At 64.0% G+C, this 25,674-nt stretch carries 26 protein-coding genes, 1 tRNA gene, 1 other RNA gene and 1 pseudogene; 12 read left to right on the top strand and 17 right to left on the bottom strand.

What is annotated here, in order from left to right; genetic code table 11:
* Window positions 1-50: 50 nt before the first annotated feature.
* The 5 genes from Hhyl2_RS10760 to Hhyl2_RS10780 form a co-directional block, all read right to left on the bottom strand.
* Window positions 51-1,043: a matrixin family metalloprotease gene (locus Hhyl2_RS10760; RefSeq protein ID WP_483550779.1), complete on the bottom strand. Its 993-nt coding sequence runs from the start codon at window positions 1,041-1,043 to the stop codon at window positions 51-53.
* Window positions 1,044-1,087: 44 nt separating this feature from the next.
* Window positions 1,088-1,474, bottom strand: an RNA gene (rnpB, locus tag Hhyl2_RS10765) — RNase P RNA component.
* A 263-nt stretch (window positions 1,475-1,737) separates the two neighbouring features.
* Complete coding sequence (locus Hhyl2_RS10770; protein WP_483550780.1) at window positions 1,738-2,160, bottom strand: hypothetical protein; 423 nt, start codon at window positions 2,158-2,160, stop codon at window positions 1,738-1,740.
* A 101-nt stretch (window positions 2,161-2,261) separates the two neighbouring features.
* Entirely contained in the window at window positions 2,262-4,025 is a 1,764-nt protein-coding gene (locus Hhyl2_RS10775; protein WP_483550781.1) for a nitrite/sulfite reductase, read from the bottom strand.
* Window positions 4,026-4,118: 93 nt separating this feature from the next.
* Window positions 4,119-4,460, bottom strand: coding sequence for a DUF8134 family protein (locus Hhyl2_RS10780; RefSeq protein ID WP_483550782.1), 342 nt, complete (start codon window positions 4,458-4,460; stop codon window positions 4,119-4,121).
* A 271-nt stretch (window positions 4,461-4,731) separates the two neighbouring features.
* Between Hhyl2_RS10780 and Hhyl2_RS10785 the strand changes: the two genes are divergently transcribed.
* The 4 genes from Hhyl2_RS10785 to Hhyl2_RS10800 all read left to right on the top strand — a co-directional run bounded on the left by Hhyl2_RS10785 (window position 4,732) and on the right by Hhyl2_RS10800 (window position 6,201).
* A complete protein-coding gene (locus Hhyl2_RS10785) occupies window positions 4,732-4,890 on the top strand; it encodes a hypothetical protein (RefSeq protein ID WP_483550783.1) in 159 nt (52 codons plus the stop codon).
* A gap of 126 nt (window positions 4,891-5,016) precedes the next feature.
* Window positions 5,017-5,688, top strand: a complete 672-nt coding sequence (locus Hhyl2_RS10790) for a DUF7119 family protein (protein ID WP_483550784.1) — start codon at window positions 5,017-5,019, stop codon at window positions 5,686-5,688.
* 34 nt (window positions 5,689-5,722) lie between these two features.
* Window positions 5,723-5,796, top strand: a tRNA-Lys gene (locus Hhyl2_RS10795).
* A 189-nt stretch (window positions 5,797-5,985) separates the two neighbouring features.
* Window positions 5,986-6,201: a DUF8123 family protein gene (locus tag Hhyl2_RS10800; protein ID WP_483550785.1), complete on the top strand. Its 216-nt coding sequence runs from the start codon at window positions 5,986-5,988 to the stop codon at window positions 6,199-6,201.
* 155 nt (window positions 6,202-6,356) lie between these two features.
* Here the strand turns inward: Hhyl2_RS10800 and Hhyl2_RS10805 are convergent, their stop codons facing one another.
* Window positions 6,357-7,217 carry a hypothetical protein gene (locus Hhyl2_RS10805; protein WP_483550786.1) on the bottom strand — a complete coding sequence of 287 codons (861 nt, stop codon included), beginning with the start codon at window positions 7,215-7,217 and terminating at the stop codon, window positions 6,357-6,359.
* Between the two features lie 209 nt (window positions 7,218-7,426).
* Here Hhyl2_RS10805 and Hhyl2_RS10810 point away from each other — a divergent pair, with 209 nt between their 5' ends.
* Together Hhyl2_RS10810 and Hhyl2_RS10815 are read left to right on the top strand one after the other, a co-directional pair.
* On the top strand, window positions 7,427-7,633 hold the full coding sequence (locus Hhyl2_RS10810) for a DUF8149 family protein (protein ID WP_483550787.1): 207 nt from the start codon (window positions 7,427-7,429) through the stop codon (window positions 7,631-7,633).
* Between the two features lie 69 nt (window positions 7,634-7,702).
* Entirely contained in the window at window positions 7,703-7,987 is a 285-nt protein-coding gene (locus Hhyl2_RS10815) for an amphi-Trp domain-containing protein (protein WP_483550788.1), read from the top strand.
* Here Hhyl2_RS10815 and Hhyl2_RS10820 read toward each other — a convergent pair whose 3' ends face one another.
* The 8 genes and pseudogenes from Hhyl2_RS10820 to Hhyl2_RS10855 form a co-directional block, all read right to left on the bottom strand.
* The gene (locus Hhyl2_RS10820) at window positions 7,988-8,713 is read right to left on the bottom strand and encodes a DUF7289 family protein (RefSeq protein WP_483550789.1); all 726 of its coding nucleotides are present in this window, start codon (window positions 8,711-8,713) and stop codon (window positions 7,988-7,990) included.
* Window positions 8,706-9,152, bottom strand: a complete 447-nt coding sequence (locus Hhyl2_RS10825; protein WP_483550790.1) for a DUF7266 family protein — start codon at window positions 9,150-9,152, stop codon at window positions 8,706-8,708. The genes Hhyl2_RS10820 and Hhyl2_RS10825 overlap by 8 nt, the downstream gene beginning before the upstream one ends.
* Window positions 9,145-10,089, bottom strand: a complete 945-nt coding sequence (locus Hhyl2_RS10830) for a hypothetical protein (protein ID WP_483550791.1) — start codon at window positions 10,087-10,089, stop codon at window positions 9,145-9,147. The genes Hhyl2_RS10825 and Hhyl2_RS10830 overlap by 8 nt, the downstream gene beginning before the upstream one ends.
* The gene (locus Hhyl2_RS10835) at window positions 10,077-10,670 is read right to left on the bottom strand and encodes a DUF7288 family protein (protein WP_483550792.1); all 594 of its coding nucleotides are present in this window, start codon (window positions 10,668-10,670) and stop codon (window positions 10,077-10,079) included. Before Hhyl2_RS10835 ends, Hhyl2_RS10830 begins: the two co-directional genes overlap by 13 nt.
* Before the next feature lies 1 nt (window position 10,671).
* The gene (locus Hhyl2_RS10840) at window positions 10,672-11,187 is read right to left on the bottom strand and encodes a DUF7287 family protein (RefSeq protein ID WP_483550793.1); all 516 of its coding nucleotides are present in this window, start codon (window positions 11,185-11,187) and stop codon (window positions 10,672-10,674) included.
* Window positions 11,184-13,217, bottom strand: coding sequence for a type II secretion system F family protein (locus Hhyl2_RS10845; RefSeq protein WP_483550794.1), 2,034 nt, complete (start codon window positions 13,215-13,217; stop codon window positions 11,184-11,186). The genes Hhyl2_RS10840 and Hhyl2_RS10845 overlap by 4 nt, the downstream gene beginning before the upstream one ends.
* A gap of 147 nt (window positions 13,218-13,364) precedes the next feature.
* Window positions 13,365-15,549: pseudogene (locus tag Hhyl2_RS10850) on the bottom strand (type II/IV secretion system ATPase subunit); the annotation flags it as partial.
* 462 nt (window positions 15,550-16,011) lie between these two features.
* A complete protein-coding gene (locus tag Hhyl2_RS10855) occupies window positions 16,012-16,635 on the bottom strand; it encodes an RAD55 family ATPase (RefSeq protein ID WP_483550795.1) in 624 nt (207 codons plus the stop codon).
* 471 nt (window positions 16,636-17,106) lie between these two features.
* Between Hhyl2_RS10855 and Hhyl2_RS10860 the strand changes: the two genes are divergently transcribed.
* Both Hhyl2_RS10860 and Hhyl2_RS10865 read left to right on the top strand, forming a co-directional pair.
* Window positions 17,107-17,523 (top strand): type IV pilin domain-containing protein, encoded by a 417-nt coding sequence (locus Hhyl2_RS10860; protein ID WP_483550796.1) that lies wholly within the window; start codon window positions 17,107-17,109, stop codon window positions 17,521-17,523.
* Between the two features lie 7 nt (window positions 17,524-17,530).
* Window positions 17,531-19,321 carry a DUF7289 family protein gene (locus Hhyl2_RS10865; RefSeq protein WP_483550797.1) on the top strand — a complete coding sequence of 597 codons (1,791 nt, stop codon included), beginning with the start codon at window positions 17,531-17,533 and terminating at the stop codon, window positions 19,319-19,321.
* Between the two features lie 231 nt (window positions 19,322-19,552).
* On the opposite strand, the gene Hhyl2_RS10870 is transcribed toward Hhyl2_RS10865, so the two are convergent.
* Complete coding sequence (locus Hhyl2_RS10870) at window positions 19,553-20,524, bottom strand: DUF7983 family protein (RefSeq protein ID WP_483550798.1); 972 nt, start codon at window positions 20,522-20,524, stop codon at window positions 19,553-19,555.
* An 84-nt stretch (window positions 20,525-20,608) separates the two neighbouring features.
* Here Hhyl2_RS10870 and Hhyl2_RS10875 point away from each other — a divergent pair, with 84 nt between their 5' ends.
* Genes Hhyl2_RS10875 through Hhyl2_RS10890 form a run of 4 tightly spaced genes read left to right on the top strand, consistent with a single transcriptional unit; the run spans window position 20,609 to window position 24,929 of the window.
* Entirely contained in the window at window positions 20,609-22,969 is a 2,361-nt protein-coding gene (locus tag Hhyl2_RS10875) for a DEAD/DEAH box helicase (protein ID WP_483550799.1), read from the top strand.
* Between the two features lie 22 nt (window positions 22,970-22,991).
* On the top strand, window positions 22,992-23,792 hold the full coding sequence (locus tag Hhyl2_RS10880) for an SWIM zinc finger family protein (RefSeq protein WP_483550800.1): 801 nt from the start codon (window positions 22,992-22,994) through the stop codon (window positions 23,790-23,792).
* Window positions 23,785-24,564, top strand: coding sequence for a hypothetical protein (locus Hhyl2_RS10885; protein WP_483552022.1), 780 nt, complete (start codon window positions 23,785-23,787; stop codon window positions 24,562-24,564). The genes Hhyl2_RS10880 and Hhyl2_RS10885 overlap by 8 nt, the downstream gene beginning before the upstream one ends.
* Window positions 24,561-24,929: a calcium-binding protein gene (locus tag Hhyl2_RS10890; RefSeq protein WP_483550801.1), complete on the top strand. Its 369-nt coding sequence runs from the start codon at window positions 24,561-24,563 to the stop codon at window positions 24,927-24,929. The genes Hhyl2_RS10885 and Hhyl2_RS10890 overlap by 4 nt, the downstream gene beginning before the upstream one ends.
* A 63-nt stretch (window positions 24,930-24,992) precedes the next feature.
* Here Hhyl2_RS10890 and Hhyl2_RS10895 read toward each other — a convergent pair whose 3' ends face one another.
* A complete protein-coding gene (locus tag Hhyl2_RS10895; RefSeq protein ID WP_483550802.1) occupies window positions 24,993-25,337 on the bottom strand; it encodes a DUF5615 family PIN-like protein in 345 nt (114 codons plus the stop codon).
* 3 nt (window positions 25,338-25,340) lie between these two features.
* Entirely contained in the window at window positions 25,341-25,631 is a 291-nt protein-coding gene (locus tag Hhyl2_RS10900) for a DUF433 domain-containing protein (RefSeq protein ID WP_483550803.1), read from the bottom strand.
* Between the last annotated feature and the right edge of the window lie 43 nt (window positions 25,632-25,674).

Raw genomic sequence — 25,674 nt, forward strand, 5'->3', positions numbered from 1 at the left:
CGAGGGTTTGTACCCATCGACCGACGGGAGCCGGCGGCTCGTTCGTGCCGTCAGTCGTGCCACTGGCCGCGGCGTTCGCCGGGGTTCTCGCTCGTGAGCGGTTCGGGGAGTTCGTCACCGCCGATGCCGACCGCCAGCGCGATCTGTCTGGCGAGGTGCCAGCTGACTGCCTCGGTATCGACACCCTGTGTCTCGATCTCGACGCGACTGTACGTCTCGATCGCACCGTCGTCGTCCGGGTCCTCACCCTGAACCATCGAACACGAGCCCGGTGTGTCGCGACATTCGGAGTCCGCGACCGGCCTGACGACGATGTCGGCCACCGCGGAATCCTGGACGACCCGCACAGAGAGGTTCGACGGCGCCGCCCCATCGGCGCCCGCGCGGAAGTAGGCCAGGGCGTAGTCGACCTCCCGGTGGTACGCCGCGCGCTCCTCGGCCGACAGCGAACCGTTCTCGACCGCTACCGTCAGCACGGCGTCGTCCCAGGGCATCTCCCGCTCGGTCGCGTTGGGCTTGTCTCGGGTCGCCAGATCCCGCTCGTGGTACATCACCGACTGGGGCTCGTCGTCGTGGGACAGTCCCAGCAGGTGACCGAACTCGTGTTTAGCGACCAACAGCGTCGACTCGTTGGCCAGCCCCCGCTGGACTTCGATGTCGGCCGGCCGTTCGAGCCCCGTCGACGCGTTGGGTCGGGGCGAACACCCCGCCGAGAGTTCGTCGTCGCCGCAGTCGGTCACCGACTCGGCGTACGTGACGACGACGTCGGGCTGGGCGTCACCGCCGTCGCCAGCGAGCACCTGAAGCGTGACGTTGAACCCGATATACTTCGGCGCGCGCTCGTTCCAGTACCGGGCCGCTCGGGCAGTCAGCGCCCGCTCACGGGCGGTCCCGTCGACGACGACGGAGACACGCTCGCCGGCCAGCGGGTGTCGATCCTCCCCACCGACGAGTTCCGCCCCCTGGATGTCGTCTACACCACCGCTACAGCCAGCCGTCAGCACGACGAGTGCCAGCAACACACCTGCGACCGCTCTGTTCATTATTCCATTACTGCGACTGTGCGTATTTGTCGGTTATGAAAGATGGCTGAGGGGAGTAAGCCCCCTTCTGTTCGGGCCGGCATTCGGCTCAGCGGCCACGTCCAGCGCTTGCGCGCGACGCCTGGCTACCTGTCGACGCGGCCTTGCACCGGTGAGGATTCGCCGTTCCATCGGTCCGTCGTCGGGAGCGTGGAGCGCGCCAGCGGTCCACGAAGGGCCCTCGGTGGGTTATCTCTCCCTCGCTTCCGGACCCGGGCGATGCCCGGGCAACCGTCGCTCGGGATTCGCGCACCTCATCGGTCCGACGACGACGTGTCGTTGCTGTTCCAGGGCCGACGGTCTCCCGCCCCGGGCTTGCGCCCGGTCACCTGCCAGACAGGTGGGGGGACTTTCCTCATGCCTCGCGGCACGGGAGCCGGCCTCCCTCTGCCACCCGACAATAACCAACTCCCAGCAATAACGCTTACCAACCACCTTTTTCGGCTGCGGGTTCGCGCAGAGCGCGAACCGCTTGCCGAAAAACGTGGGCGAAAAAGGCCGGAATCGGCGCGCCGCGCCGATTCCGGGGAAACCACTCGCTTCGCTCGCGGTATGCCCTCCGACAGCCCTGCCCTTCCCCAGGTCACTCGGGCGCGACTTCCGTCGCGCCATTCGCTCCCGGCCGACCGCACGGCAGATCGTCGGTTTCGCTGTGCTATGATCCAGCCCGCTCGACGGTCACCCGGAACAGTTCGTCGTCGGGGTCGGTCGAGCGGTCCGAGCGGACGTAGTAGGTGGTTCGGTCGGCGTCGTCCGGAAATCGGACCGTGGCCGGGTCCTCGACCGTGGCGGTCGTGCTCGCCTCGGCGTTCTGCTCGCTGGCTCGGGTGACCGCCCGGTGGACCGGCGTGGCGAGTTCGAAGGACGCGTGGCGGTGGACAGTGGCGTTCGCCGGGAGCTGGTCGACCGGCGTCGCGGTCGCCGTGACCGAGACGTTCGACCCGTCAGCGACGGCAGAGTCACCGCCGCCAGTCACGACTGCGGCGACGGCCACCGCCAGGAGAGCGATACCGAGGGCGACGGCTGCGACCGGGCGGAGGTCGGGACCGCCCGAGTCGGGGTCGGGGATGTGCCGCATGTGTCGGAGTTCCGACGCGTCGCTGAAGGGTCTTGTGTCGGGCGGTCGCCGGCGACAGGCGTCGAGAGCGCGACAAAAAAACCGACTGCCGAGCGAGGTCCTCAGTCGTCCGACGGGATCGGCTCGCCTTCGCCGTTGGTCGGCGCGGGCGAGGCCCCCATGTCGTCGTCCTCGGCGTAGGGGTACCACGTCGTCTTCGTGTTGTGCATGTACGGGTCGTGGTAGTCGGTCTCCTCCGGTTCGACGAGGTCCGCCAGCGTCTCCTCGTCGCGGGCCTCGACGAAGTCACGGAACGTCTCGCCGTCCTCGCGCAGGTCTTTGAAGTTGTTCACGAGGTTCTTGATGGCGCCGGGCACCTCGTCGGCGGGGACGCGCATCTCCACCCAGTCGGCGAAGCGGGGGTCCTCGCCGAGACCGCCGCCCAGGCCGATGTCCAGGGCCTCGACCGGTTCGCCGTCCTTGCGGGTCTTCATCCCGCGCAGGGAGACGTCGGCGATCTGGGGCTGGGCACAGGAGGCCGTACAGCCCGAGAGGTGGATGTGGAAGTCCTCGTGATCCGCAGGCAGTTCGACGTTGTCGCGGAGCCAGCGCGCGTAGCGGACCTGGCGGTTCTTCGTCTCGACGATGGACAGCGAGCAGTACTCGGTGCCGGTACAGGCGATCGAGCCGCGCATGAACGGCGAGGGCTCGGGCGAGTAGTCCGCAAGCAGGGGCTCGCTCGTCAGGTCGTCGAGGTTCTCCTCGGGGACGTCCATGATGATGACGTTCTGGCGCTGGGTCAGGCGAACCTCACCGGAGCCGTACTCGTCGGCGAGGTCGGCCAGTTCGATCGTGTCCTCGGCGCCCATGCGGCCGACCAGGACGTTCAGACCGACGTAGTAGTTGCCGTCGTCCTGTTCGTGGATGCCGACGTGGTCGTTGTGGCCGTCCTGGTTGCCGGTGTTGTAGGTGTACTGGTCGCGCATGTCCTCGCCGGCGGTCTCCAGTTCGAAGTCGACGAACTCGTCCTGGAGGACCTGGCGCATCTTCTCGGGGCCCCACTCGTCGACGAGGAACTTGATGCGGGCGTTGAAGCGGTCCTCGCGGTCGCCGTACTCGCGGAACAGCGCGGACATGCCGTGGGCGACGTCGGCGGCCTGGTCGGCCGGGACCCAGACGTCGATGTCGCGGGCGAAGCGGGGCTCCTTGCGCGAGAGGCCGCCGCCGACGCGAACGTTGAAGCCGATCTCGCCGTCTTTCTCGGCAGGCTCGAAAGCGAGGTCGTTGATGTCGCCCTGGCCACAGCCCTCGTCACAGCCGGTGACGGCGACCTTCCACTTGCGCGGGAGATTGGAGTAATCGTCGTTACCCTTGAACGTCTCGTGGAGGTCCTCGGCGACCGGCCAGGCGTCGATGTGCTCGTGTTTGTCCTTGCCGGCGACGGGGCAACCGACGATGTTGCGCCAGGAGTCACCACAGGCCTGCTGGGTCGTCAGCCCGACGGATTCGAGCTTCTCGAAGATAGCCGGGATGTCCTCCAGTTTGATCCAGTGCAGTTGGATGGACTGACGGGTCGTCCAGTCACAGTAGGCCGATCCGAACTCGGGGTTGTCGGCGGGACCGGTCGCGTAGTCGCGTGCGACCTCACCGATGACTTCGAGCTGGCCGGGCTTGATGACGCCGTTGGGTGTCCCGATGCGCATCATGAAGTACGACTCCTGACCGGAGCGCTGGTGGTACAGCCCCCACCACTTGAACCGCTCGAACCAGGCGTCGTGTTCGTCCTCGGGGATGGCCTCCCATCCCTCTTCCGCGAACTCCATGAGGTGTTCGCGGATCTCGTTACCGTAGATCTCGTCCTTCCATTTCTCTACCTTGCTCGGCATGGCTGGTTGTGTACCGTTCCTATACCTCCAGCCTTATACAGGGAGTCTTGCCGTCAACCGTCTCCCCCACTCGGTGAAACAGGATATTGTTGCCTATTCAACGGGATGGGCGAGTCGGGTGCGTTTCTCCGGAAAATGGACGCTCTCGTGGACGACACCGTAGAAATCCCCTGATTCCGGGTCTACGACGCGGCCGACGACCAGCCAGTCCGTGACGCCGCTCTCGCCACAGGCGATACACTGGCCGGCGATTCGTGCCTCGATATCCGGGTGGTCGACGCCGACCTTGACGAACCCCTCCGCGAGGAAATCAGTCGTCTCACAGTCACAGAAGTCGCTTCGCGCCAGCAACCAGAGGTCCGAGACGTTCACCTCCCGGGAGTCGTTTACCGAGATCCAGGCCCCATCGTCGAGCTGGTGAACGTCGGTCGTCATTACATCTCATTAGATCGCCGGCGTACCTGAGGGCATCGGCGTTCGCAAGTTTCGCCGGGGCTACACCGAACCGGCTCCCGTCCCCCGGTAACTGTGTCTCGGTCACATACATCACGGGAGGAGTCAGTCCGTCCGAGGAAGCGGACCATGTTGCCTGCAAGCCGCAGCCAGGGAAGGGATTACAGGGGAAAGCGGCTTTAAGAGAATGGGTCTGGTATGCGTGGGTAGCGACACACGTGATGACCAGACCGGTCGTCACCCGAACACAACGATGACGAACGCAAACCAAACGACCGACGAGACCGACGCCGAAGCCCAAGTCGACGAACCAACCAGCGATCATCTCGACGACGTCGAAGACGGATGCGGGTGCACCGAGATCTGGGAGCACATGAGCGAACAGCGGGAAGCCGCGGCCGGTGACGACTGAGACTGATTACTGTCGCCGTGTCCCGGTGATCGCCCGACGATGGGTCGGCGATGCCGGTACGAGACCGCAGTAATTCGATCAGCCCGTACGAGATACTTTTGTGGTCCGGGGCCGAACTGGGAGACGATGCCAGAGCGGTCCGATCAGCCCTCGACCGACCGGGAGTCTCCCGTCGGGAAGCCCGTCATCCGTGGTGACCCACAGTTTACCGGCCAGCACGCCGACGAGGCGGTCGAGTTCGACCCCGACGACCCCGAGAGCCTCGAACTCGCCGCCGATATCGTCGGCCGGTTCGCACAGAACACCGCCGGCGCCGCCGACAACGTCTACATCCTGCGTGGTGCCGCTGCCTGTGCGGCACTCGTCCGCGGCGAGGGGTCTTACAAGGCGGCCGCCGAGCGCGCCGGCGGGGGTGCGACCGTCTCGTTCATCCGCAAGTGGTCCCGCGTTCACGACTTGCCCCGGTCGGTCCGTGTCCAGGTCGCCAAAGGGAAGATCGCACCCACCGCCGCGAAACACATCGCCCGCGTCTCCGGCGAGGCGCGCCTGCTGCTGGCGTGGGCCGCGCTTGACCACGACCTGACGGTCCGCCAGATCCGCGCTATCGCCAGCAACGTCAACGACGGCGCCTCCGTCGCGGACGCGCTCGCGGCCGAGGGGTACACGCTCGGGGAGTTGACGCTCGACATCGACGTCGACGCCTACTGCAAACTCCGTCGGCAGGCCGCCATCGACGCCAGCGAGCCGGGGCTGCTCGTCAGCGAAGCTGTCGAGTCGTACCTCGACGACGGACCGTAAGCCCTTAGCCGACCCTCCCCCCACGTTCTGTCGAGGGCCGGTAGCTCAGTTAGGCAGAGCGTCTGGCTTTTAACCAGATGGTCGGGGGTTCAACTCCCTCCCGGCCCGTTGTCCTGCGAACGACAGTGAGCAGTGACAACAACAGGAGGAGTTGAACCCGGGGAGTCGCAGCGTCCGAGCGCAGTGAGGACGACCGTCTCCACTCGGTTCAACTCCCTCCCGGCCCGCTCTTTGGACGCGTGACGTCGCCGACACGATACCGGACCATTTACCACAGCGACTGTCCAGTACCAGCATATGAACGCGCTGCTCGACAGTTTCGACAACCCGCTCAAACCCCTGGGCGTCGCAGTCGGTGTCTTCCTGGTCCTCGCGGCACTGGGAACGATCGTCGGCGCTCCGTGGGCGACTGCAAAGACACTGCCGATCGCGATCGTCCAGCTCGTCGGCGCCCTGCTGATGGGGGCGCTCGGCGCCGGCATCGTCTATCTGAGTGCATCGGTCGGCGAATAACGAACCGAGCGCGGTTGCGCGCTGGGACACTGGCTGTACAGGCGACAGTTTTCGGTAGCGAACAAAACAGTCCGGCAGCCGTGCGCGGCGTGTCGAGCGACGCTACGAACCCGTCTCGCAGACAGTGCGTCGGGTCGAGAAAGGGGTGGCCGGCGTCAGCCCCGGACGGGCATGTAGGCCATCCCGAGGAGGAGGACAGCAGCGATACCCGAGAGGATCGAGACGCCCCAGAGGCCGTTCTTGCGCTCGTGGAAGTAGTCCTGCCGGTCGAGTTCGTGTTCGTACTGACCGTACTGCTGGATGGGGACCAGCTGGACGGTGCTCTGGTCGGGGAAGTGCGCGAAGTAGCGACCGTCGTCGAGGGTCACGTTGCCACCCTCGCTGAGTTCGACGGACCGGTCCTCGGGTGCGAACCACTCGAGGGTCGCCGCGTCAGGTGAGACGCTGGCGACGGTCGTCTCCTGGGTCCCGCTGTCGGTCGTGTAGGGGTAGCTATCACCGGTGCCGAACTCGGCGGTCGCCGGTTCGGGCAACCACTCCGAGAGCGGGCGGAGCGTGTTGTTCTCGCGGTAGACGACGTAGTCGGTGCCGTTCTGGGTCGCGAGCGTGTTCTGGACGGCGGGGTCCGCACGGAGGAGCTGCGAGACGTTGAGCTGTTCGCGAAGCGTGACCGATTCGTTGTCCGTCAGGACGAGATACGAGTCGTTCTGGTAGGTCGTCGTCGACCCGTTCTCTAGTGTCGCGGTATACCGGTTGGACTGGTTGGTCCAGGTGAGGTCGGCAGCCATCGAACCGCCACCTTCACCGTGCCCGCCACCGCTGCCGCTCGATAGGTGGATATTCGAGGCGGTGTAGGTGGTCCCGCCGGCAGTGAACGTACTATCGTTTGTCAGTTCGGCCTCTGCGTCGAGTGTCACCTCCGGCCGCTGGCTCTCCGCGACGCCAATGTACGCGTAGGCCGCGACACTGACGACGAGGAAGAACACGAAGTATGCCGCCGCGGCTCGTCGTTGCATGTTCGGACGGTCAGATGGCGTGCCGTTTAACGATTACTTTTCTGTTGCCCAGCGGCGGGCCAGCAGGCGGTATCGAGCCCCCACAGCCCGCCCTTCGATGCGAATCTGTGGGTCGCGGGTGGCCCAACAGCCCGTCACAGATGGGTCGCTGGGCTCGCGCGCGCTGGAAACCAGTTCTTATTTGCTACTCCTTCGCGAAGCGAAATCGTATGGGGACTGACGAGGACCTGCCAGAGATACCGGTCATCTGCGACGAGTGTAACACGCGGACACATATTGCCTTCGAGGACGTCGAGGAGTCGGTCCGCCGGCACAACGAGCAGCTCCACGACGGCGACTCGGTTGCGACCGTCGACCCGGACGTCCTCGACCACCTGGTCGATCAGGTGGCCGAGGATCTCGATCTACTGGGGTGAGCAGGACACGGCGTCGGTGAGCCCGGTCAGGGGTGGGGTTTATCGGCACCGGCGACGTAGCACCTGTCAATGCCAGAAGAAGTGCTGTTCAAATCCGAGCAGAGCCAGAGCCGGGCGGACATCGCGTCGCTCCTGCGGACCGTCGCTGACAACCTCGATAACGGTGAGAGTATCACGCTGCGAGCCGGCGGCGATAGCGTGACGCTGGACCCACCGGCGAACCCGACCTTCGAGGTCAAAGCCGAGCGCGAGGGGCCGGTCGACGGGCCGGGCGAACTGAGTATCGAGTTCGAACTGGAGTGGGACGAGAACGCGAGCGGTGGGGGCGACGGCGGATCGCTCGAGATCGAGTGATCAACCGAACGCGACCGCGACGTGGTCGACGGTCACGTAGAGGCTGTCGGTCCGGAGCGTACAGGTCACCGTCGACCCGGAGCGCGAGCAGGCGGTCGCCGGGTGGTCCGACAGCCAGCCGTACCAGGCGCTCGCCCGCGGCGTCGTAACCGAGAGGGTAACGTCGTAGGCCGACCGGTTCGAGTGGACGAGTTCCCGGTCGGTCCGTCGTGTCTGGACCAGCGTGGACGAACCAGCGACCGTCTGGGTGTCTGTCGGGGCGGTCCTGACGAGTGGTAACAGTACGGTGTCGTTGGTCAGCACGAAGTCGGGCTCCCGGAACACGACGGCACCGTCGCGTTCGGCCCGGATCAGCGCCCCGTTGCTGTAGACGATCTGCGTGTCGGCGGCCGAATAGACCAGCGGCGCGTAGGTCCGCGTGTAGTTGACGGTCCGGCTGGGGTTGGTGACGGCCGTCGCGTTGACCGTTATCTCGGCGGTATCCGCCATCGAGAGACGTCCGTCCCCGAGTTTCAACTGCGTCGCCCGACTCGGCGCGCCGTCGGTGACCGCCTCGACGTTGTCGGCAAGCAACGCGAACGACTGCTCCGTATTCGAGAGCTGCTGGTGGGACCGGACGTTGTCCAGCCCGGCCGCGCCACCGGCCGAGACGACCGTCAGTGTCAGGAGGACGATACCGAAGACCGTGGCGAAGCCGACCGCCTCGCTCTGGGCGCGTTCAGGCATTGGCCACCTCCAGGCGGTCCGTGGTTCGGTTGAAACTGATGTGCAGGTCGCCACCGGAGACGGTCGTCTGGTCGATCTGGACGCGGCTCCGGAGGTGGACGGTCGTCGAGACGTCAGCCGTCGGCGCACGCAGGACGAGCAGGTACTGTTCGGGCGCGCTCCGGGTGACGTTCACGAGGTAGTGGGTCCCCGAAACCCGGTCGGGGAGGCGCACCGAGAGCCGGACCGTCCGAGCGTCGCCAGTGAGTGTGAGCCGTTCGGCGGTGCCGACGTCGGTCGCCAGACGGTTGCCGACGACGGACAGTTCCGAGCGGACGGCCCCGTCGCGGCGCTCCTCGACGAAGCCGCTCATCCCCACGAACAGGCCGCTGACCAGCAGCGCGACGATGCCCAGCGCCAGCACGTAGTTCAGGGCCGTCGAGACGCCCCGATCAGGCATCGAGCTCACCCCTGCGGACCCGCGTGTCGGCGCTGTAGGTCAGATCGGCGGTCCGGTACTCGATGTGGACTTTCACCGCCGCGACGCCGGGTCTGGCGTATGGCTGGGCGTCGTTGTCGAAATTCGGCGACTCCGGAACGATACCCTCGACGACGAGGTCGTAGGTCCCGGCAGCTTCACCGCCACGGACGTAGCTGATCGTGTAGGGGCCGTCCAGCGTGGCCGTGACGTTCAGCGCCGGACACGCCGTCCCGTCGAGCGAGCCGTTCGTGAGGTCGACGACGGCCTGCGAGGTGGTGGCTGAACAGGTCGTCGTCGTGCCGGCGTCGTCGACGACGTCGACGGCGACATCGTTCGCGCTTGGCGACGTGTAGACGAACAGGCGCCAGGTCGCCGTCCCGTTGTCCACGACCACGGTGAAGCAGTCGCCGGTCGCTTCACAGGAGGTCCCAGGCGAGACCCGGGTGAGACTGCCCCTGTCGACGTCGAACTGGTAGGTGTAGATCTGTGGCGTGGACGCGACCGTCCAGTTGACCGCACCGCTCCGGTCGGTCATGGTCCGGGTCGAATCGTTCTGTCCGATCCGTGTCTCGTTGGTCGTTGCGAGCAGCGTCGTGTTCGTGGCAACCCCCTCAGCGGCGTACTGTCGGCCGGCCAGCGTGTCCCAGTCGGCCACGTCTCTGCTGAGGTTCCGGGTGAGCGTCGCGTGCGAGACGTGCGGGCGGGCGTTGACGGTCGCCAGCGTCCCCTGCATCCCGGTGACGACCCCGTGGTGGTACCGGACCGCGGTCTGTTCGTCGCCGTGGCTCCCCTGCGTGGTCGCGAGCGTCCCGGTGTAGACCACCGAGTTCACTACGAGCGCGAGGACGACCAGGACGATGGCCAGTCCGAAGGCCGCGGCCAGGAGCAGTTGTCCACGGTCGTCTACACGCGCCATGCAACCACCTCCACGCGGACGACGTTGTAGACGTGGCTGTCGGGCGCGGCGTCAGGCGCGTAGAACGAACTGTTCCCCAGTGTCGCGTTCCGGGCCGTCCCGTCCGCCGCCAGCAAGGTATCGTTGTCGTACAGGGTCACCGTGGTCGCGGCCCGGACGGCGTCGTCGTTCGGGTCGCCGAACCGGACCAGCCGCCGTTCCTGGATCGACCCGTCGGCGGCGACGTAGTGGATGGCGACGTTGTAGGCGACGTTGCGCGCGGCCAGCCGTCTGTCGAGTAGCGACCCGAACGCCGTCGGCGGGCTTTCGGAGACGTAGTACCGCTCGTCGGTCGAGGCCCCGTGGAAGCCACTCGGGCCGCCGCTCCAGTACCGGAGCGTCGGCGCGACCGTCCCGTTCGCGACCGCGGCGTCGAGCGTTCCGGTCGCGACGCCCGAGAGCTGATTGCTGACCTGCGGGTTGGCCGTGCTCGGCCCCAGCGCGGTGACGCCGGCCGCCTGCAGCGCGAACAGCAGGCTCCCGAGCATGATCAGCGAGGCGATAACCGCCTCCAGCGTGAACGCCTGTGCACGGGACGTCATACTACCAGACTGTCACCTCCAGGACGGCGTCGGTCCCGCCGACGGTGACCGCCCGGCGGGAACTGGCGACGGACCGTCTGTCGATTGGCGTCGACGGTCCGACTCGGAGCGGGTCCGAGCCACAGGCACCGATCGACCCGCTGTTCGCACAGAGCACGTCGAGCGAGGTGTCCCCGGTGACGTCGCGTTCGAGTGTGACGTTGACGCGGTACCGGGCTCCGACGCCGACCTGATCGGGCAGCGGATTCGACGTGTCGAACGGACAGCCACCGGCACCGCTCTGGGTGAAGAACGCGACAGTGCACGCCTCGTCGAGTGCGGAGGGGGCGTCGCCCGCCAGCAGATTGTCGGCCAGCCCGTTCGTGACCCGCTGGGCGACGGCGGGATCCTCCTGTTCCTGGTAGGGCACGGTCAACTGCGGGACGAACGCCACGACGAACCCGACCGTCAGCAGGAACACGCCGATCGCCACGACGAAGTCGACCATCGTCTGGCCGCGGTCCGACGGGGCGCTCATCCGACCATCACCCACACGGTGAGTGCGATGCTCAGCAGGCCGACGACGTACTTGACTCCCGAGAGGACACTCGCGTCACGGATGTATCCACAGATGAGCCCCGACAGGACCGCCTGCAGGGTCACGGCGTGGAAGAACATCAGCGAGAGCTCCCCGAGGTTGATGGCGCCGCCGAAGCCGGACTGGGTCGCGCTCCCGGAACTGGCGGTCTGCTCGGTGAGTTTGGCCATCACGTCGATGAACTGCGTCTTGAGGATGGCCATCACGCCCAGCAGCGTCAGGAACGTCATCAGGATGACCGCGACCTGCATCCGCGAGCGGGACTTGCGCTCGCGGGCGATGTCGTCCTGTGCTTCGGTGGCCTGAGCGGCCGTCGAGAGGACCGTCGAGATCTCGTTGGAGGTCTCGTAGGCCTTCGAGATGAGCTTGACCGTCCTGGCGAGCCGCGGGATGTGGTACTTGTTGTTGAAGACGATCAACGAGTCGGTCAGATCCATCCCGTAGTTGCTCTTGGCGTAGATAGTCCCGAACTCCTCGGCGAGCCGGTCCGAGGACGTCTCGGCGACCATGCGGATCGACTCGGTCAGCGTCAGCCCCGTCGCGTTCGCGCTGGCGAGTTTCCGCAGGTTCTCCGAGAGGTTCGTCAGCACCGCCCGCCGGGACAGGACGTTCCACTCCCAGAACACTGCCAGCGGGAGACAGGTCACGAACAGCGGGATGTACGCGAAGTTGACCGTCGACCACACCGGCTGTGTGATCATCCCGGACCACGTCGTCGGTGCCATCCCGGTCAGGACGGCGAAGCCGACGTAGCCGAGCGCGATCGGCCCGGTGACCCACAGCGTGTACAGCGGGTTGTCCCGGAAGAAGTAGTGGGGCCCCTCCAGCAGCTTGGCGGTCTCGTGGACCTCCTGGTAGCGCTTGATGCGGTCGAAAACGTGATACGACCCGGTGAACTCCCGGATCAGCCCGAGTTTGAGCGGGCTCGCCGACTCGTTCTCGATCCAGTTCGATCCCCGGTCGGGTTCCAGGTAGCCGTCACCGACCGAATCCTGTTTGACCGTCGATACCAGCACCAGGAACCCCACCCCGGTCAGCGGGATGAGCAGGTAGACCGTCCCGAACAGCATCAGGGCGTTGCCCTGGCCCATCAGCTGCATGATGACGAGGATGATGACCAGCAAGAGCGGGAACAGCGACAGCGTGATGTACATCTCGCCGAACAGCTCCAGGGTCTCCAAGGTCCGCTGTTGTTCCTCCTTGGTCGTCCGGAAGTGCAGGTCCTTCTTGTCCTCCAGGAAGTCCTTCATGCTCCCGCCGCTGTTGATGATCGAGAGCATGTCCGTGAGGAACTGGCCGAGGTCGTCGCTGGGCGTCTCCATCGACCGGTTCCGGATCGCCGTCCGGTAGTCCGTATCGAAGTAGGCCGTCTCCTGCATGATCGTCCGGAACTCGCGAGAGACCTCGCCGTAGGTGTCCTCGGCGTCGGCCATCGCCTCCAGGATCTCCAACTGGCTCATCCCGCCGACCGAGAGCGCGTACATGTACGAGATGGCGTCCGAGAGCAGCATGTCGATCTCTCGCTGGCGCTGGGAGGCCAGCGAGTACGGGTAGACGACGGCCGTACAGAACACCGAGAGGAACCCGACGATCCCGAAGCCAAAGCCGCTGAACAGGATCAGCAACGGTATCTTCAGCGTGGCCAGCAGCGACTGGAGTGACTCGCTTGGGAGTCGGACCCCGATGACCGTCCCGACGTCGACGAGCCCCAGTTCGACCAGCAGGAGCGCGCCGATACTCCCCAGGACCCAGAGCCCGATCCCGACAGCGAGCCCAAGTGCTAGCGCACCCGTCAGGTACAGGTCCACGGCCACGTTCAGCCGCGCCTCCGAGAGCTTCTCCTCTAAGTTGACGACGAAGGCGCTGTCGTCCTCAAACAGCAGGTCGTACACCGGGTAGAACAGGTCCCGCACCTGCTCGGACTGGCGCTGGTACTGAGTGAGCACCCCGTCACTCGTGCCGAGACTCATCGGTCTCCCCCTCCGGTGGTCGCTCGCTGGTCCCGCCGTCGGTTGCCGCACTCCCGCTGCCGACACCGGACGCCAGCGCCCCCGAGGCAACCGGTCCCTCGGCGTCGGTCGGTGCGACGATCAGTTCGCCGTCCTGCCCGATGGTCGCCAGCGTCGAGACGAGGCTACTGGGCTGTTTCCCGCGATGCTCGGCGAGCACCGTGTCTTCGGCCCGGTCGAGGATCCGGTCGGTCTCCTCGCGGACCGCGTCGGTCGGATCGGGCCGGGGGACGATCTCCTCCTTGTGCTCGTCGACGTCGATGAGGACGCTCTCCATCTCCTTGAGGTTCTCCAGTGAGTCCCGGAGCTGGCCGTTCGCGACCAGCGTCAGCACCGTCTCCGGATCCTTGATGAACGCCTGGATGGTCGCGGCGACCTGCGCGTAGTCGTTGAGGTCGTGCCGGATGAGGTACGCGAGGATGACACGGCGCTTGAACAGTTCCTCCTCCAGGCGCTTGTCCGACCAGCCCCGATCGAAGGCGATCTCGTCGAGTTTCGCCGAGGCGCCCATCTTGCGGAACACGTCGGACTCGGGCTCCCACTGGAAGACGTCCTGAACGCTGATCTCGTCGTTCTCGGAGTCGTAGTCCGTGATCTCGGTCAGCGTCTTGTTCCGGCGGACCTTCCGCCCGCGGATGCGCGTCTGGGTCTGGACCGAGACCAGATCCAGCGCGGTAAACAGCGTCTTCGAGACGTTGATCGGGTCCGTGGTGAACCGCTTGATGACCTCGCCGACCGAGTCGGCGTGGAACGTCGTGTAGGTGGTGTGGCCCGTCGACATGACCTGGAACAGCGTCCGACCCTCCTCGCCGCGGACCTCGCCCATGACGATGTAGTCCGGGCGCTGGCGGAGCGCGGCCTCCAGCAGTTCGAACTCGCTGATGTCGCCGGTCCCGTCCTGGGTGAACGAGGGTCGGGTGACGCTCGCGACCCAGTTTCGCTGTGGCAGTTCGACCTCGCGGGTGTCCTCGATGGAGACGATCTTGGAGTTCGACGGGATAAACAGCGACACCGCGTTCAGACTCGTCGTCTTCCCCGAAGCCGTCCCGCCGGCGAAGACGAGGCTCTTGTTGTTCTCGATACAGAGCCACAGGAACGCCATCTCGTCTAAGCTGAACGTGTGCCAGTTGATGAGGTCGACCGGCGTGAAAGGGATGTCCTTGAACTGCCGGATGGTGTAGTTGGTCCCGTGATCGGAGACCTCCCGACCCAGCGTCAACTGGGCGCGCGAGCCATCGGGCAACGTCGTGTCGACCTGCGGCTGGCGCTTGGAGATACCCTTGCCAGACCGCTGGGCGAGTTTCACGACAAAATCGTCGAGTTCGTCGGACCCGTGGTCGACGTTGGTGATCAGCTGTTCGTAGTCGGTGTGATAGACGAACACTGGCGCGTTGTAGCCGTCACATGAGATGTCCTCGACGTTGATGTCGTGTTTGATCGGGTCGATCCGCTCGTAGCCGACGAAGTTCCGCTTGAGTTCGTACAGCAGTTTCTCGATCTGGGTCTCCGAGAGTGTGCCGGCGTCTTCGGCGATGACCGCCGGCTCGGGACGCGTCTGCACCCCGCTCGCGCCGGGCGCGTGGCCGTTCGTCGCCGCCTCGTCGCGTGACAGCACACCCTTGAGCTGGGCGAACAGTCCGCCGTGGTCCTGCTCGCGGAGGCTGTACCGGTCGATGAACTGCGAGACCTTCGTCTCGATGACGGCCCGGCGGTCGGCGTCCATCCCCTCGACGACGATGTCCTCGTCGGAGTACTTGATCGCGGTCCGGAGCTTCCCCGAGAGGTACTCGACGAGCCGTGACTCGATGTCGTTGAGGTACGGGTCGACGACGTAGTACTTCTTCTCGTTCTCCCGCTGGGAGTGGAAGATGACCACGAACGCGTAGGGCTTGTCGACCCAGTAACGTTCGACCTCGGTGAAGTGATACTTCTTCGGCATCGGGACCGCCTTCTCCAGGTCGTAGCGGTCGACTAACGTCGTCTCGCCGTCCGCCCCGGTGAAGAAGGCGTCCTCGTCGAGGTCGGGGTTGACGTCGACCGTCCGCTGGTTTTCGAGGCGATCCATACGCTCCCCGCGGCGGTTGGCCTCGGCGAGGACGGCCTCGATATCGTCGGGGTCGAACCCCAGCACCGCGTCGGGTGCGAGCGTGTCGACCTCGTCCGATCGGTCGAAGAGGCCACCCGATCCCGAGTCGACCGCGTAGTCACCCTCGTCGCCGTATTCGGCCTCGTAGTCGGCCCAGGTGTACTCGCCGACGGTGACGGCGGGTTCGGAGTCGTCGTCGGCCACCTCCGGCACTGGATCTGCCGGTGGCGACGCGGTCCGCTCGCTCATAGTTCCTCCCGTGCAGACAGTCGTCGGGTCCGCGCGCAGGTCTGTGCCACTCGGTCTGCGGGAACGACGGGCCCCCTGCCCGTGCCGTCAGGTTGCTGTGCCCGTGCTCCACACCACACCGGTCGACAGTGGCGGTCGCCCCCACGACGGCCGACCACTGCTGCCCATCTGTTCGAACGCATCGTCTACCTCTCTGCACAGAGAGGGACATTGTAACACACCGCCTGAAACGGCCAGCGACCGGTCGGCTGGCCGGAAGCAAGTCGCTACTACGCCTACCGAATCCGTGACGGACCGACCGGCCCGTCGAGAAAGCGCGGCGGACGACCGACGGAGACTCATACGGATCACTGTCGCTGTGTACCGGTGATCGTCCGACGGCCGGTCGACGATACCGGTACGAGACTACAGTAGTCCGTATCAGGCGATCTTGCGGCTGATATCGATGGTGACATCCGCCGCCAGATTCAGTTTAATCATCTCTTCCAGGGCGCGACCACCCCGGAACTTCGGGACGACCAGCCGGTTCTCCAAGGAGTCCCCCCGGATGTCCGTCGAGAGGTCGAAGATTATGTCGGCCATGTACTCGGTCGTGTCACGGTTCGCCGGCACGCTCCGGCGGTCGAGACAGTGCATGAACGCCACACTCCCCGACTCGATCATCGTGTCGGTGAGGTCGTTGAGGAACGACCGGTACGACGCCGTGAACTGCTGTTCGAGTGGCAAGACGGGGTCGACGACGAACGCCGACCGATCCGCGACGTCGTCGAGTAACGCCGCCGTCTGGGATAGCGGGTCGTCGCCGACGCCGTGGACCGCGACATCCTGCATATCCGTTCCAATCCCCTCCAGGGTCTCCTCGACCGCGTCGACAGATCGTTCCGTCGTGACGTAGATCGTCTCGCGGACCGAGGCGACCTCGTAGAGGAACAGCTCGGACTGACTGGTCGGCGAGGCCGAGAGGACGACGACCCGTCCCGGCGGAATACCGCCGTTCAGTTTTCGATCCAGCACGTCGATCCCGGTTGGAAGACTTCGAGGCATGGTTCTGTGTCCCGTCGACGGCCGTCCGGCCGCTGACTACCAACACAGTGTCACGGAACGGGTATTGTTACAGTCAGGCTTACCCGAACACGAGTGACAGTCCACCCGTACGCGTACGTGTCCCGAAAACAGCTCTCCGTCGGACGACAGACCGACTGTCCGCCGACCGACACACAACCGTTCCCGACCCGTTTCGAGCCACACACCAGCACCGATTAGGGACCGTCTGCGCCGGAGTATACGATACCTTCACCCCACTGATAGCTGTCCCGGCAGTTCAACCCCGGCTTGAGAGGTGTTCACGAGCTCGACGCCTCGTACGACCGCCGTCACCGGGTTCCGCCCGGCGGCAGTACTGTCAGGAGACGTATAACAATGACACTCTCCAGGGATATGTCCGACAACACCAGCGGGCCGGGTGGTCGTCCAACACACGAACGTGGACCGCATCGACCGTTGGGGTGTCACACCATGCACGTCAGCAATCTACACTCAGACGAGGATGCCGTCAGTCCGGTCATCGGCGTCATCCTGATGGTAGCGATCACAGTCATCCTCGCAGCAGTCATCGCCAGCGCCGTCCTGGGGCTGGGCCAGACACAGAGTTCCACGATGCCACAGGCCAGTCTCTCGTTCTCTGTCACCGACAGCGACAACGTGACCGTGAGCCACGACGGCGGCGACAGCGTCCGTGTCGGCCGCGTCTCGGTCGTGACGACCGGCAGTGCGACGACGACTGATCCGGGCAGCGCGCTCACGAGTAGTGAACTCACGAGCGGCGATAGCTGGGTCGCTGCGGAGGGCGTCACCCAGGGCGAGGTCGTCCGCGTCATCTACGTCGATCCGAACACCGACCAGTCTGCGACGCTGGGCAGCTTCGAGGTCTAACCACACCATGCGACGAGACACCGCCGAGACGAGCCAGGACCGCACGGCTGCCGCTCGACCGCCCAGCGACCGGGCCGTCTCGGAGGTGATCGCCGTCGTCCTCCTGCTCGTGCTCGTGGCGCTGGGGACGACCGTCGTCGTCGCGTTCGGCAGTTCCTCCCTGCAGCACAGCGAACAGTCCATCGGGATCGCCCAGGCGGAGCAGGCGTTCACCCAACTGGACTCGGCCACGAGTCGCGTCGCTCTCGGTGATGCCACCAGTCAGCGTGTCGCCCTGGGCGTCGGTGGCTCCCGTGGCCGTCTCACCGCACGGGCCGACAGCGGACGACTGACCGTGACCCACGTCGACATCGTCAACGGGACCCGCACGGAGGTCACCAACCGCTCGCTCGGTGCCGTCGTCTACGAGGACGAACAGACCGCTATCGCCTACCAGGGTGGCGGCGTCTGGCGTCAGGACGGTGACAGCTCCGTCCCGGTCTCCCGTCCCGAGTTCCACTACACCGGGAAGACGCTGACGCTACCGATCATCCAACTCCGGTCGACCGAGCACGTCCACAGCGACGTCACCGTCACCGATGGCGGCCCGACGCTGCGCTCGTTCCCGAACGCGTCGGCCGGCCTGGAGAACAAAGTCACCGACGCGCGGATCGTCGTCGGCGTCCGGAGCGACTATTACGACGCCTGGGGCCGGTATTTCGAGCACGAGACCGACGGCATCGTCCGGTACGACCACCACAACGAGACCGTGAGCGTGACGTTCCTCGCCCTCCCGGAGGTCATCAACCCCCGGAACGGTATCATCGCCACCTCCGGCCCGGGGAAACTCGAACTGGCCGGCACCGGTGCCTACGTCGACAGCTACAACTCCTCGCAGGGCGGCTACGCCCTGTCGGCCACCGGTGACGGGACCGTCGAGGCGGCCGGCGACGTCAACCTCACCGGCGACGCCACGCTCAGGAGCGACGTGCGATCAGGCGGTTACGTCAAAGTCGATAGTAGTGCGGCCGCAATCGACGGGAACGTCTCCTGGACCGACGGTTACGACAAAAACAAGGGGACGGTGACAGGCTCGACAGGACAGATCAACGGTGTTGTACCCGTCGACCCCATCGACGGCTACGTCTACCAGCAGGTCGAGACGATCAGGGTCAACAACGACAACAACGCGACCAGCCTCATCAGCAACGACGAACTCACCGGTTCCGGCGAACTCGGCCCCGGAGCGTACTACGTCGACGAACTCGACGTCCGCGGCGAGAAAGTCGTCCTGAACGCCACCACCGGTGACGTGACTATCGCCGTCCGGGATTGGGCGGCCGTCCGCCGACAGGGTGGCATCGACGGAAACCTCACTGTCAAGGGTAACGGTCGCGCCCGCATTATCGTCAAAGGCGAAGCCGAGGTCAGTGTCTCGGTGACCGGAAAAGGCTCCCGCGACGCGGACCTCTACGTCGGAAAGGGGTCACGGACCCACATCCCCAACGAGACCGCCCGCCGGCTTCAGGTGCTTGCCCCGAAAGACGCCGACGTCTACATCGGTGGGAGCAACAGCCGACGTGCCGTCTTCGACGGCGTCGTCTACGCTCCCGGTGGTGCGACCGGTGGCGGCTCCACCTACGTCAAACAGGGCCACCTCTACGGTGCCGTCATCACCGGCAACCTGACGCTCGGCCAGAACGGCAATGTCCACTTCGACCACGCCCTCGAAGACGAACCGCTCCCGCTGTCGACCGAAGTCTCGCGACTGGAGTACCTCCACGTCGCGACTCACCGCGTCAACGTCACCAGTCGGTGATCCGCACTTCCCGTGTTGCCGAGACAAGGACAGCCATCGCAACAATCGGCTGCAAATCGTGGCCAGCCGGCTCGTCGTCCTCGTATTACTCGGACAGAAGAAGCCAAGGGCCAGCTATTAGGCATTTCTTTATATATTAGGATAGTTTACTTTGAGTTAATATTGCCCATATTCTGCTCTATAGGCCCTCTACCACCCGAATAGCGCCTAGTTTTGAAAGACGTATCCAAGTCAGCCCTGCATCTGTGTTCCAGTACTGAAACTTGTGAGGTCGTCGATACGCTCTTCGAGGGCTTCGATTTCTTGCCGTAGTTCGTCGGATTCTGCATCGTCGCTTGCAGCCAGTCGGTCTTTCAGTCCTTGGAGACGTGATTCCTTGACATCGTTGTCAACTTCGGCTTTCCGGACGTACTCGCTTTCAGAAACCTCGTAGAGATCCGATTCAGCTAGTTCAGTCACATCCAGAGCCTCAGCTACCTTACTCGAATCGAGGCTCATCACGCGCTGACGTTCGATCCCAGCGTCTTCCAGTAGATCGAGCACGTCGTCTTCGTCTTTGAGTGAGCGATTGCGACGTGACGTTCGCTGGACCGACCCGTACTGCCCGTGGACCGGTTGGTCGTGATGCAGACGGTCAAGTAACACGTCGGCTACATCCTGCCGGAACTCGTTTGCGTTCCGCTGGACATCCGAACAGAGCGTGTAGATGTTCACCAAGGCGTCCGTCTCGAGCTCACTGAGGTCGGTTACGTCATGCCGTTCCAGTGCGTCGATGAGGAGCAAGGCATCGGAGTAGACATCCAGTCCATCGGGTTCGACACGGTCACCCGCTCCGGAAACTGTGTCGCCGTCAACGAGTTGTGTCTCTGTCGGGCCCTCTGTCTCGACGATGACCCCTCTATCACCGTCAATTTCGAAGCGCGGGTGCAGGCTCAGGACCGCCGGGTACGGGTCGGCATCGGCCGGCAGGCGGTCAAGCTCGAACTCGCCATTCGAATCCTGAATCCGCCGGTAGAGCGTCTCAAACTGCTCGCGTTGGAGTGGGTGACGCTCACCGGACTCGTCAAGAGTGATTATGACACGATGCTCCTGAACGTCCGTGATTCGAAATCGGTCGTGAGACAGCGGCGTAATGAGTTCAGCCCCGTCGGAGAGGTCATCGAGTTCGTCAAGGAGCGTGTGCCAACTGACGCTGAATGGCATGGGAAAGAGTACGACGGCTTAGGGTAAAGTGTTCAGGACACGAGTCTATAGCCCTATATGCGAGTGCGCGTGTAGTGGGTGGTAGTGGACGAGTTCGTCGACTGGGTTCGGCGTCGGGACTACTATCACGACCAGATACGGTTCCAGCGGTCAGTCGCTGCCCGGCGTCCCGAAACACGGGCATGTGAGATGGACCCCGAGGTCACCGCACGACTCACTGCCCGGGATATCGACGAGCTCTACGCACACCAAGCCGACGCCATTGAGGCAATTCGCCGGGGCCAGAACGTCGTCCTGGCGACGCCGACAGCGAGCGGCAAGAGCCTCACGTATACGATTCCAGCCATAGAGCGAGCCCGCGACCACGAGGGACGCACGCTGTATATCGGCCCGCAGGTCGCACTGATCAACGATCAAGAAGCGACAATCTCCGAGTTTGCCGCCTCGTTCGAAGATATTGCTGTCACCCAGTATACGGGCGGACTCACGTCGGCCGAGCGCCAGCAGGCCCGCGATGATGACCCCTCGCTCGTGTTGACGACCCCGGATATGCTCCACTGTGGCCTGCTCAGCCACGCTGAGGATCTCTGGCAGTCTTTTTTCGAGTCACTCGACCTCGTGGTCGTCGACGAAGTCCACGAGTATCGTGGGGTCTTCGGCAGTCACGTCGGGCTTGTGCTTCGCCGACTCACGCGACTCTGTGACCGGTTCGGCGGGACCCCACAGTTCGTCTGTTGTTCGGCGACGATCGGTAACCCCCGAGAGCACGCGGCGACGATTACCGGCCAGCCCACCGACTCGTTCGCCCTCGTTGACGAGGATACCAGTGAGACTGGGCCGACCCAGTGGCTGTTCTGGCAACCACCGAAATACGACGAGGGAGACGCCCCTGTCGGGGCCGGCCAACGTCGCTCCCATCACGGGGAGACGATGCGTCTGTTCGTCGATCTCGTCCAGCGGGGGTACCAGACAGTAGCGTTTACCCGCGCCAGACAGACCGCAGAGCGCTATGCGACCATCAGCAGTGACACCCTCGCCGAGCGAGGGAACAACGAACTCGCGGAGAGTGTCACAGCGTATCATGCGGGATTGCGTGACGACCGCCGCGGGGCTATCGAGACGGCGTTACACACCGACGAGTGTGCGGGCGTCTGGAGTACCAGCGCACTCGAACTCGGTGTCGACATCGGGAGCCTCGACGCCGTGCTACTGGACGGCTACCCCGGAACACAGATGGCGACGTTCCAGCGGGCCGGCCGAGCCGGGCGTGGAACCGACCCGAGTCTCGTCGCCCTTGTCGCCAGCGAAGACCAACTCGACCAGTACGTCATCAACCATCCCGACGAGCTGTTCGAGGGCACCCCGGAACGTGCCGTTGCCAACCCGTCCAACCCACATCTGCTCCGGCTACACGCGCATGCCGCAGCCATCGAACGACCGCTTCGAACCGCTGACGAGCGGTATTTCGGCCCGACGTTTCCCGACATCGTCAGTACACTGACTGACGACGGTGAACTGACACGCCGACAGACAACCGATGGACTCGAATGGCGACGCACGGCCAGCGGCCGGACTGTCAATCCCTACGAACGGGGACTCCGAACAATCACTGACCGTACCGTCGTCCTCAAGGTCCGGGGCAGTCAGGCCGACGAACTCGGAGAGTTACCACTGGACGCCGCGCTTCGGGATGTCCATCCGGGCGCAATCTACCATCACCAGGGCCAGAGCTACGAGGTGCAGTCGCTTGACCTCGACCGCGACGTGGCGTGGCTTGTCCCGACAGAGAGCGACCATCAGACCCGCGTCCAGTTCGAGGAATCGATGACGATCGAGGAGGACATCACCACCAAACCGTTGGCGACCCGCGAGGATGTGACTGTCCACTTCGCGGAGGTGACCCGTCGAAAGCAGGTCACAGGCTTCCAGCGGCGTGACCACCGGACGGGCGAGATTGTCAGCGAGGAGTCACTCGACCTGCCCGAGACGACGCTGTCGACCCGTGCCCTGTACCTGACACTTCCGCCGGGCCTCGAAGGTCTCATGCAGACGATGTCCGGCTCCTTCGAGGGCGGTCTCCACGCGGTCCAGCACGCCCTCGTCGCCACGTTCCCACTCGTGATTCTCTGTGACCGCCGTGACGTTGGCAGTATCTCGACGACGGACCATCCACAGACGGAGACGAGTGCGCTGTTCATCTACGACGGCTACCACGGTGGCGTCGGACTGGCCCGCAACGGATACGATCAGATCGAGGACCTCCTCCAGCACACGTGGGGATTGCTCGCCGACTGTGGCTGTGCAGACGGCTGTCCGGCCTGTATCCAGTCGCCCCACTGCGGTCGGGCGAACGAACCGCTGGATAAACGCCTCGCAGTAACACTCACGATGGCGCTTGCCGACCCAAACCGGCAGGACGATACTGTCGAACCGAACGCAGATTAGCCCCGCCCGCGAACGACGGAACATGAACGTCGACGAGGAAGCCATCCGAAATCGGAGCACGGACGCCGTGTTCGAGCGGGGCGAAACGTACCGCAAGGAGGGACGTATTCAACGGCTTGACCGATTCGACGACCTCGTGACCGCAGCCGTCAGCGGATCGAAACTGTACGATGTGACGATCGAGTTTGGTGGGCGGGGCCTGGCTACGAAGTGCACCTGTCCGTACGACGGGAGCGGCGACTGCAAACACGTCGTCGCAGTGTTGTTGGATATCGCCGCTGGCCCGCCAGCAGACGAGAGCGAGGGTGTCGAGGCAGTTCTCGACGACGTGTCGGCCGAGGACTTGCGTGACTTTGTCCGGGATGCACTTGCCGAAGACGCAGAGTTGCGCGAGCAGTTTCTCGCACAGTTCGGTGACGACCACAAGTCAGTCGAGGAGTACCGTGAGGAGATCGCCCAACTGTTCGAACAGCACGCGGATCCAGTCGTCTTCGAGGCTATTGATTTCTCGCGGTTTTTCGAGATAGCCCAACAGTACCAGGATCGGGAGCGGTATCTGGCTGCCGCGACAGTCTATCGGGCCATATTCGAGGAAGTCGACGAGAAATCGAACTGGATCGACGGGGCCTACGACCACTACGCGAAAACCATCCAGAGAGCTATCGAAGGATACGCTGACTGTGTCTTGGCGACTGACCCAAGCCCCGAGGAGTTCGACACATACGCCGGTGTATTGGAAGCACGAGCGTCGACTGAGCCGCCGATTAACAACGAGCAGTTCTGGCGTGAGCTCGACACTCTTGAGGAGCGATACGATGAGTGAGCCAACAGATCAGTTCGTCATCGAGATTGGGAGCGGAACAGTGGTACATATCATCGATATGGATGCCGATCACGCCGAGAGCAACGCTCGCTTTTCGTTCGGTATCGGTGGTCCTGGGGAGATGATGTGTAGTCACGGTAACCGGCATCCACGCCCGCAGCACGTCCCAGTATCGGAGTTTCTTGCCCACCACGATATCGATAAAGATGGCTTCGAGGGCGATGCGCCGGAGGGAATCTGCTCGTACTGCTGGTCGAACACGCGGGAGGCAGTCGGGAACGAACAGAAGCAAGCTGGCGACGACATATCCGAGCAGATTGGCACCGTTGGCTATCGACTCCGATGGAAGCAGAAAGGCCGTGCGCGAGATGAGTGGTACGATATCGTCGTCAAGCCGGAGACGACGATGTCAGAACTGGATAGACTCGTCTGTCGGTTCTCCACACTTGACGACTTCCATCTCCGGATGTACGGGCTCGAAGACGAGTACTTGGAGTCGAGTCTCAACGTGCTTCCCGACCACCAGTACGAGGAAGCAGGCGACCGGTCGTACACCAGAGCAAGTGAGATGACGATTGCAGATGTCGCAGAGCGTGCGACACTCTGGGATGGCGACAGACTCAGCATGGTCTATGATTTCGGCACGCCGTCGCACTACTACTGTATCGTCAAGGGTGTCTACGAGCCGTCGGAGATCGATGAAGTTCTTGAGCGTGATGACGTGATCACATCGACTGATACAGCCGCGATTGTCAGGGAGAAACGACCATGACGGGGGAAACCGATAAAGAACGAGACGAGCGCATTCGAAACGAAATAATCGTCGATGCGTACACTGCAGATGAGATGGCTATCAGTTGGTGCTACCATCTGGAGCGTGAGATGTCTTTCCCGTTCCAAGCCCGCTGTATCGAGGAACGAACGATCTCGCCACTGCGAGAGGACGAAGAAGTACCGGTCGTTGGAATGACCGACGAAGTAGTCAGCAGCAGGGAGATGTTCGTCCTCGTGGAGTGGCGGGACCGGGAGTTTGGTGTCCCCTTGTCACAGCTCGAAGTACTCGACGTGGACAGCGATACCAGACAAGCGGTCGACGACTGGCACTACTGGAACGGCGACGGCGGTCGATTGGGGTAGCACAAAGGGAGTGTGACAGAAAAATTTTCTCACGATTCGGGTTCAAGCGGACTGGACCGTCGCTCAGAGCCATTCCTCTCCGACGTACTCAAGACCCTGCAACTCCGTCTGTGGGTAGTTCTGCGAAACGGTGTGGATGATGTCCGCGACCTGATCGACAGAAAGCGTCGCATCGTCGAAATACAACACTGCACGGTACATTTCTTCATCGACTTCAAGTACGAAGTCGTCGTCGTATGTCACAATCACCCGATCGGTATCAAGTGAATACCGTGCAATCGGATGGTCGGCGGTCCCTTTCCCAAGCTCGGGCACGAAATCGACGTGCTCAACGTCGTGACCGTAGTTCTTGAGCCGATGGAACACCTCGTGTTCGACGTTCTCATCGAGGATGAGCCGATACGCCATCGCTCAGGCATCGGGTGGCGTAAGCGACGAGCGTTCTCTGGCTTCGGCGGCGGCTCGCTCGTGGCGCTTCTCAACTTGTCGCATCTCCTCGGGATTGTTGTGATAGTACGCGAGCGCCTCGTAGATGTCCGCAATATCTAGGTTGTACCGCTCGGCGACTCGGTCAGGAGCGAGTCCGCGCTGTTCGACGCGTCCGTACACATCTCGGACAGTGATGCGACTTCCCTCTATGTGGGGCTCCCCGTGGAGCTCCGAATCCTCGGCGGAGACGATGCGATACTGCTGGGTTGCCATTGAATATAGATAGGTACCCTTGGGTCTTGAAACCTCGCCGAAG

The sequence above is a fragment of the Haloarcula sp. H-hyl2 genome, assembly GCF_056934385.1.

What these genes read in the sequence shown, in the direction of transcription:
- Hhyl2_RS10845 (WP_483550794.1), bottom strand. Translation starts at nt 13,217, where the DNA reads ATGAGTCTCGGCACGAGTGACGGGGTGCTCACTCAGTACCAGCGCCAG.
- Hhyl2_RS10785 (WP_483550783.1), top strand. Translation starts at nt 4,732, where the DNA reads ATGACGAACGCAAACCAAACGACCGACGAGACCGACGCCGAAGCCCAA.
- Hhyl2_RS10815 (WP_483550788.1), top strand. Translation starts at nt 7,703, where the DNA reads ATGCCAGAAGAAGTGCTGTTCAAATCCGAGCAGAGCCAGAGCCGGGCG.
- Hhyl2_RS10860 (WP_483550796.1), top strand. Translation starts at nt 17,107, where the DNA reads ATGCACGTCAGCAATCTACACTCAGACGAGGATGCCGTCAGTCCGGTC.
- Hhyl2_RS10890 (WP_483550801.1), top strand. Translation starts at nt 24,561, where the DNA reads ATGACGGGGGAAACCGATAAAGAACGAGACGAGCGCATTCGAAACGAA.
- Hhyl2_RS10855 (WP_483550795.1), bottom strand. Translation starts at nt 16,635, where the DNA reads ATGCCTCGAAGTCTTCCAACCGGGATCGACGTGCTGGATCGAAAACTG.
- Hhyl2_RS10885 (WP_483552022.1), top strand. Translation starts at nt 23,785, where the DNA reads ATGAGTGAGCCAACAGATCAGTTCGTCATCGAGATTGGGAGCGGAACA.
- Hhyl2_RS10865 (WP_483550797.1), top strand. Translation starts at nt 17,531, where the DNA reads ATGCGACGAGACACCGCCGAGACGAGCCAGGACCGCACGGCTGCCGCT.
- Hhyl2_RS10820 (WP_483550789.1), bottom strand. Translation starts at nt 8,713, where the DNA reads ATGCCTGAACGCGCCCAGAGCGAGGCGGTCGGCTTCGCCACGGTCTTC.
- Hhyl2_RS10780 (WP_483550782.1), bottom strand. Translation starts at nt 4,460, where the DNA reads ATGACGACCGACGTTCACCAGCTCGACGATGGGGCCTGGATCTCGGTA.
- Hhyl2_RS10895 (WP_483550802.1), bottom strand. Translation starts at nt 25,337, where the DNA reads ATGGCGTATCGGCTCATCCTCGATGAGAACGTCGAACACGAGGTGTTC.
- Hhyl2_RS10830 (WP_483550791.1), bottom strand. Translation starts at nt 10,089, where the DNA reads ATGGCGCGTGTAGACGACCGTGGACAACTGCTCCTGGCCGCGGCCTTC.
- Hhyl2_RS10775 (WP_483550781.1), bottom strand. Translation starts at nt 4,025, where the DNA reads ATGCCGAGCAAGGTAGAGAAATGGAAGGACGAGATCTACGGTAACGAG.
- Hhyl2_RS10880 (WP_483550800.1), top strand. Translation starts at nt 22,992, where the DNA reads ATGAACGTCGACGAGGAAGCCATCCGAAATCGGAGCACGGACGCCGTG.
- Hhyl2_RS10835 (WP_483550792.1), bottom strand. Translation starts at nt 10,670, where the DNA reads ATGACGTCCCGTGCACAGGCGTTCACGCTGGAGGCGGTTATCGCCTCG.
- Hhyl2_RS10805 (WP_483550786.1), bottom strand. Translation starts at nt 7,217, where the DNA reads ATGCAACGACGAGCCGCGGCGGCATACTTCGTGTTCTTCCTCGTCGTC.
- Hhyl2_RS10790 (WP_483550784.1), top strand. Translation starts at nt 5,017, where the DNA reads ATGCCAGAGCGGTCCGATCAGCCCTCGACCGACCGGGAGTCTCCCGTC.
- Hhyl2_RS10810 (WP_483550787.1), top strand. Translation starts at nt 7,427, where the DNA reads ATGGGGACTGACGAGGACCTGCCAGAGATACCGGTCATCTGCGACGAG.
- Hhyl2_RS10770 (WP_483550780.1), bottom strand. Translation starts at nt 2,160, where the DNA reads ATGCGGCACATCCCCGACCCCGACTCGGGCGGTCCCGACCTCCGCCCG.
- Hhyl2_RS10825 (WP_483550790.1), bottom strand. Translation starts at nt 9,152, where the DNA reads ATGCCTGATCGGGGCGTCTCGACGGCCCTGAACTACGTGCTGGCGCTG.
- Hhyl2_RS10760 (WP_483550779.1), bottom strand. Translation starts at nt 1,043, where the DNA reads ATGAACAGAGCGGTCGCAGGTGTGTTGCTGGCACTCGTCGTGCTGACG.
- Hhyl2_RS10900 (WP_483550803.1), bottom strand. Translation starts at nt 25,631, where the DNA reads ATGGCAACCCAGCAGTATCGCATCGTCTCCGCCGAGGATTCGGAGCTC.
- Hhyl2_RS10800 (WP_483550785.1), top strand. Translation starts at nt 5,986, where the DNA reads ATGAACGCGCTGCTCGACAGTTTCGACAACCCGCTCAAACCCCTGGGC.
- Hhyl2_RS10870 (WP_483550798.1), bottom strand. Translation starts at nt 20,524, where the DNA reads ATGCCATTCAGCGTCAGTTGGCACACGCTCCTTGACGAACTCGATGAC.
- Hhyl2_RS10840 (WP_483550793.1), bottom strand. Translation starts at nt 11,187, where the DNA reads ATGAGCGCCCCGTCGGACCGCGGCCAGACGATGGTCGACTTCGTCGTG.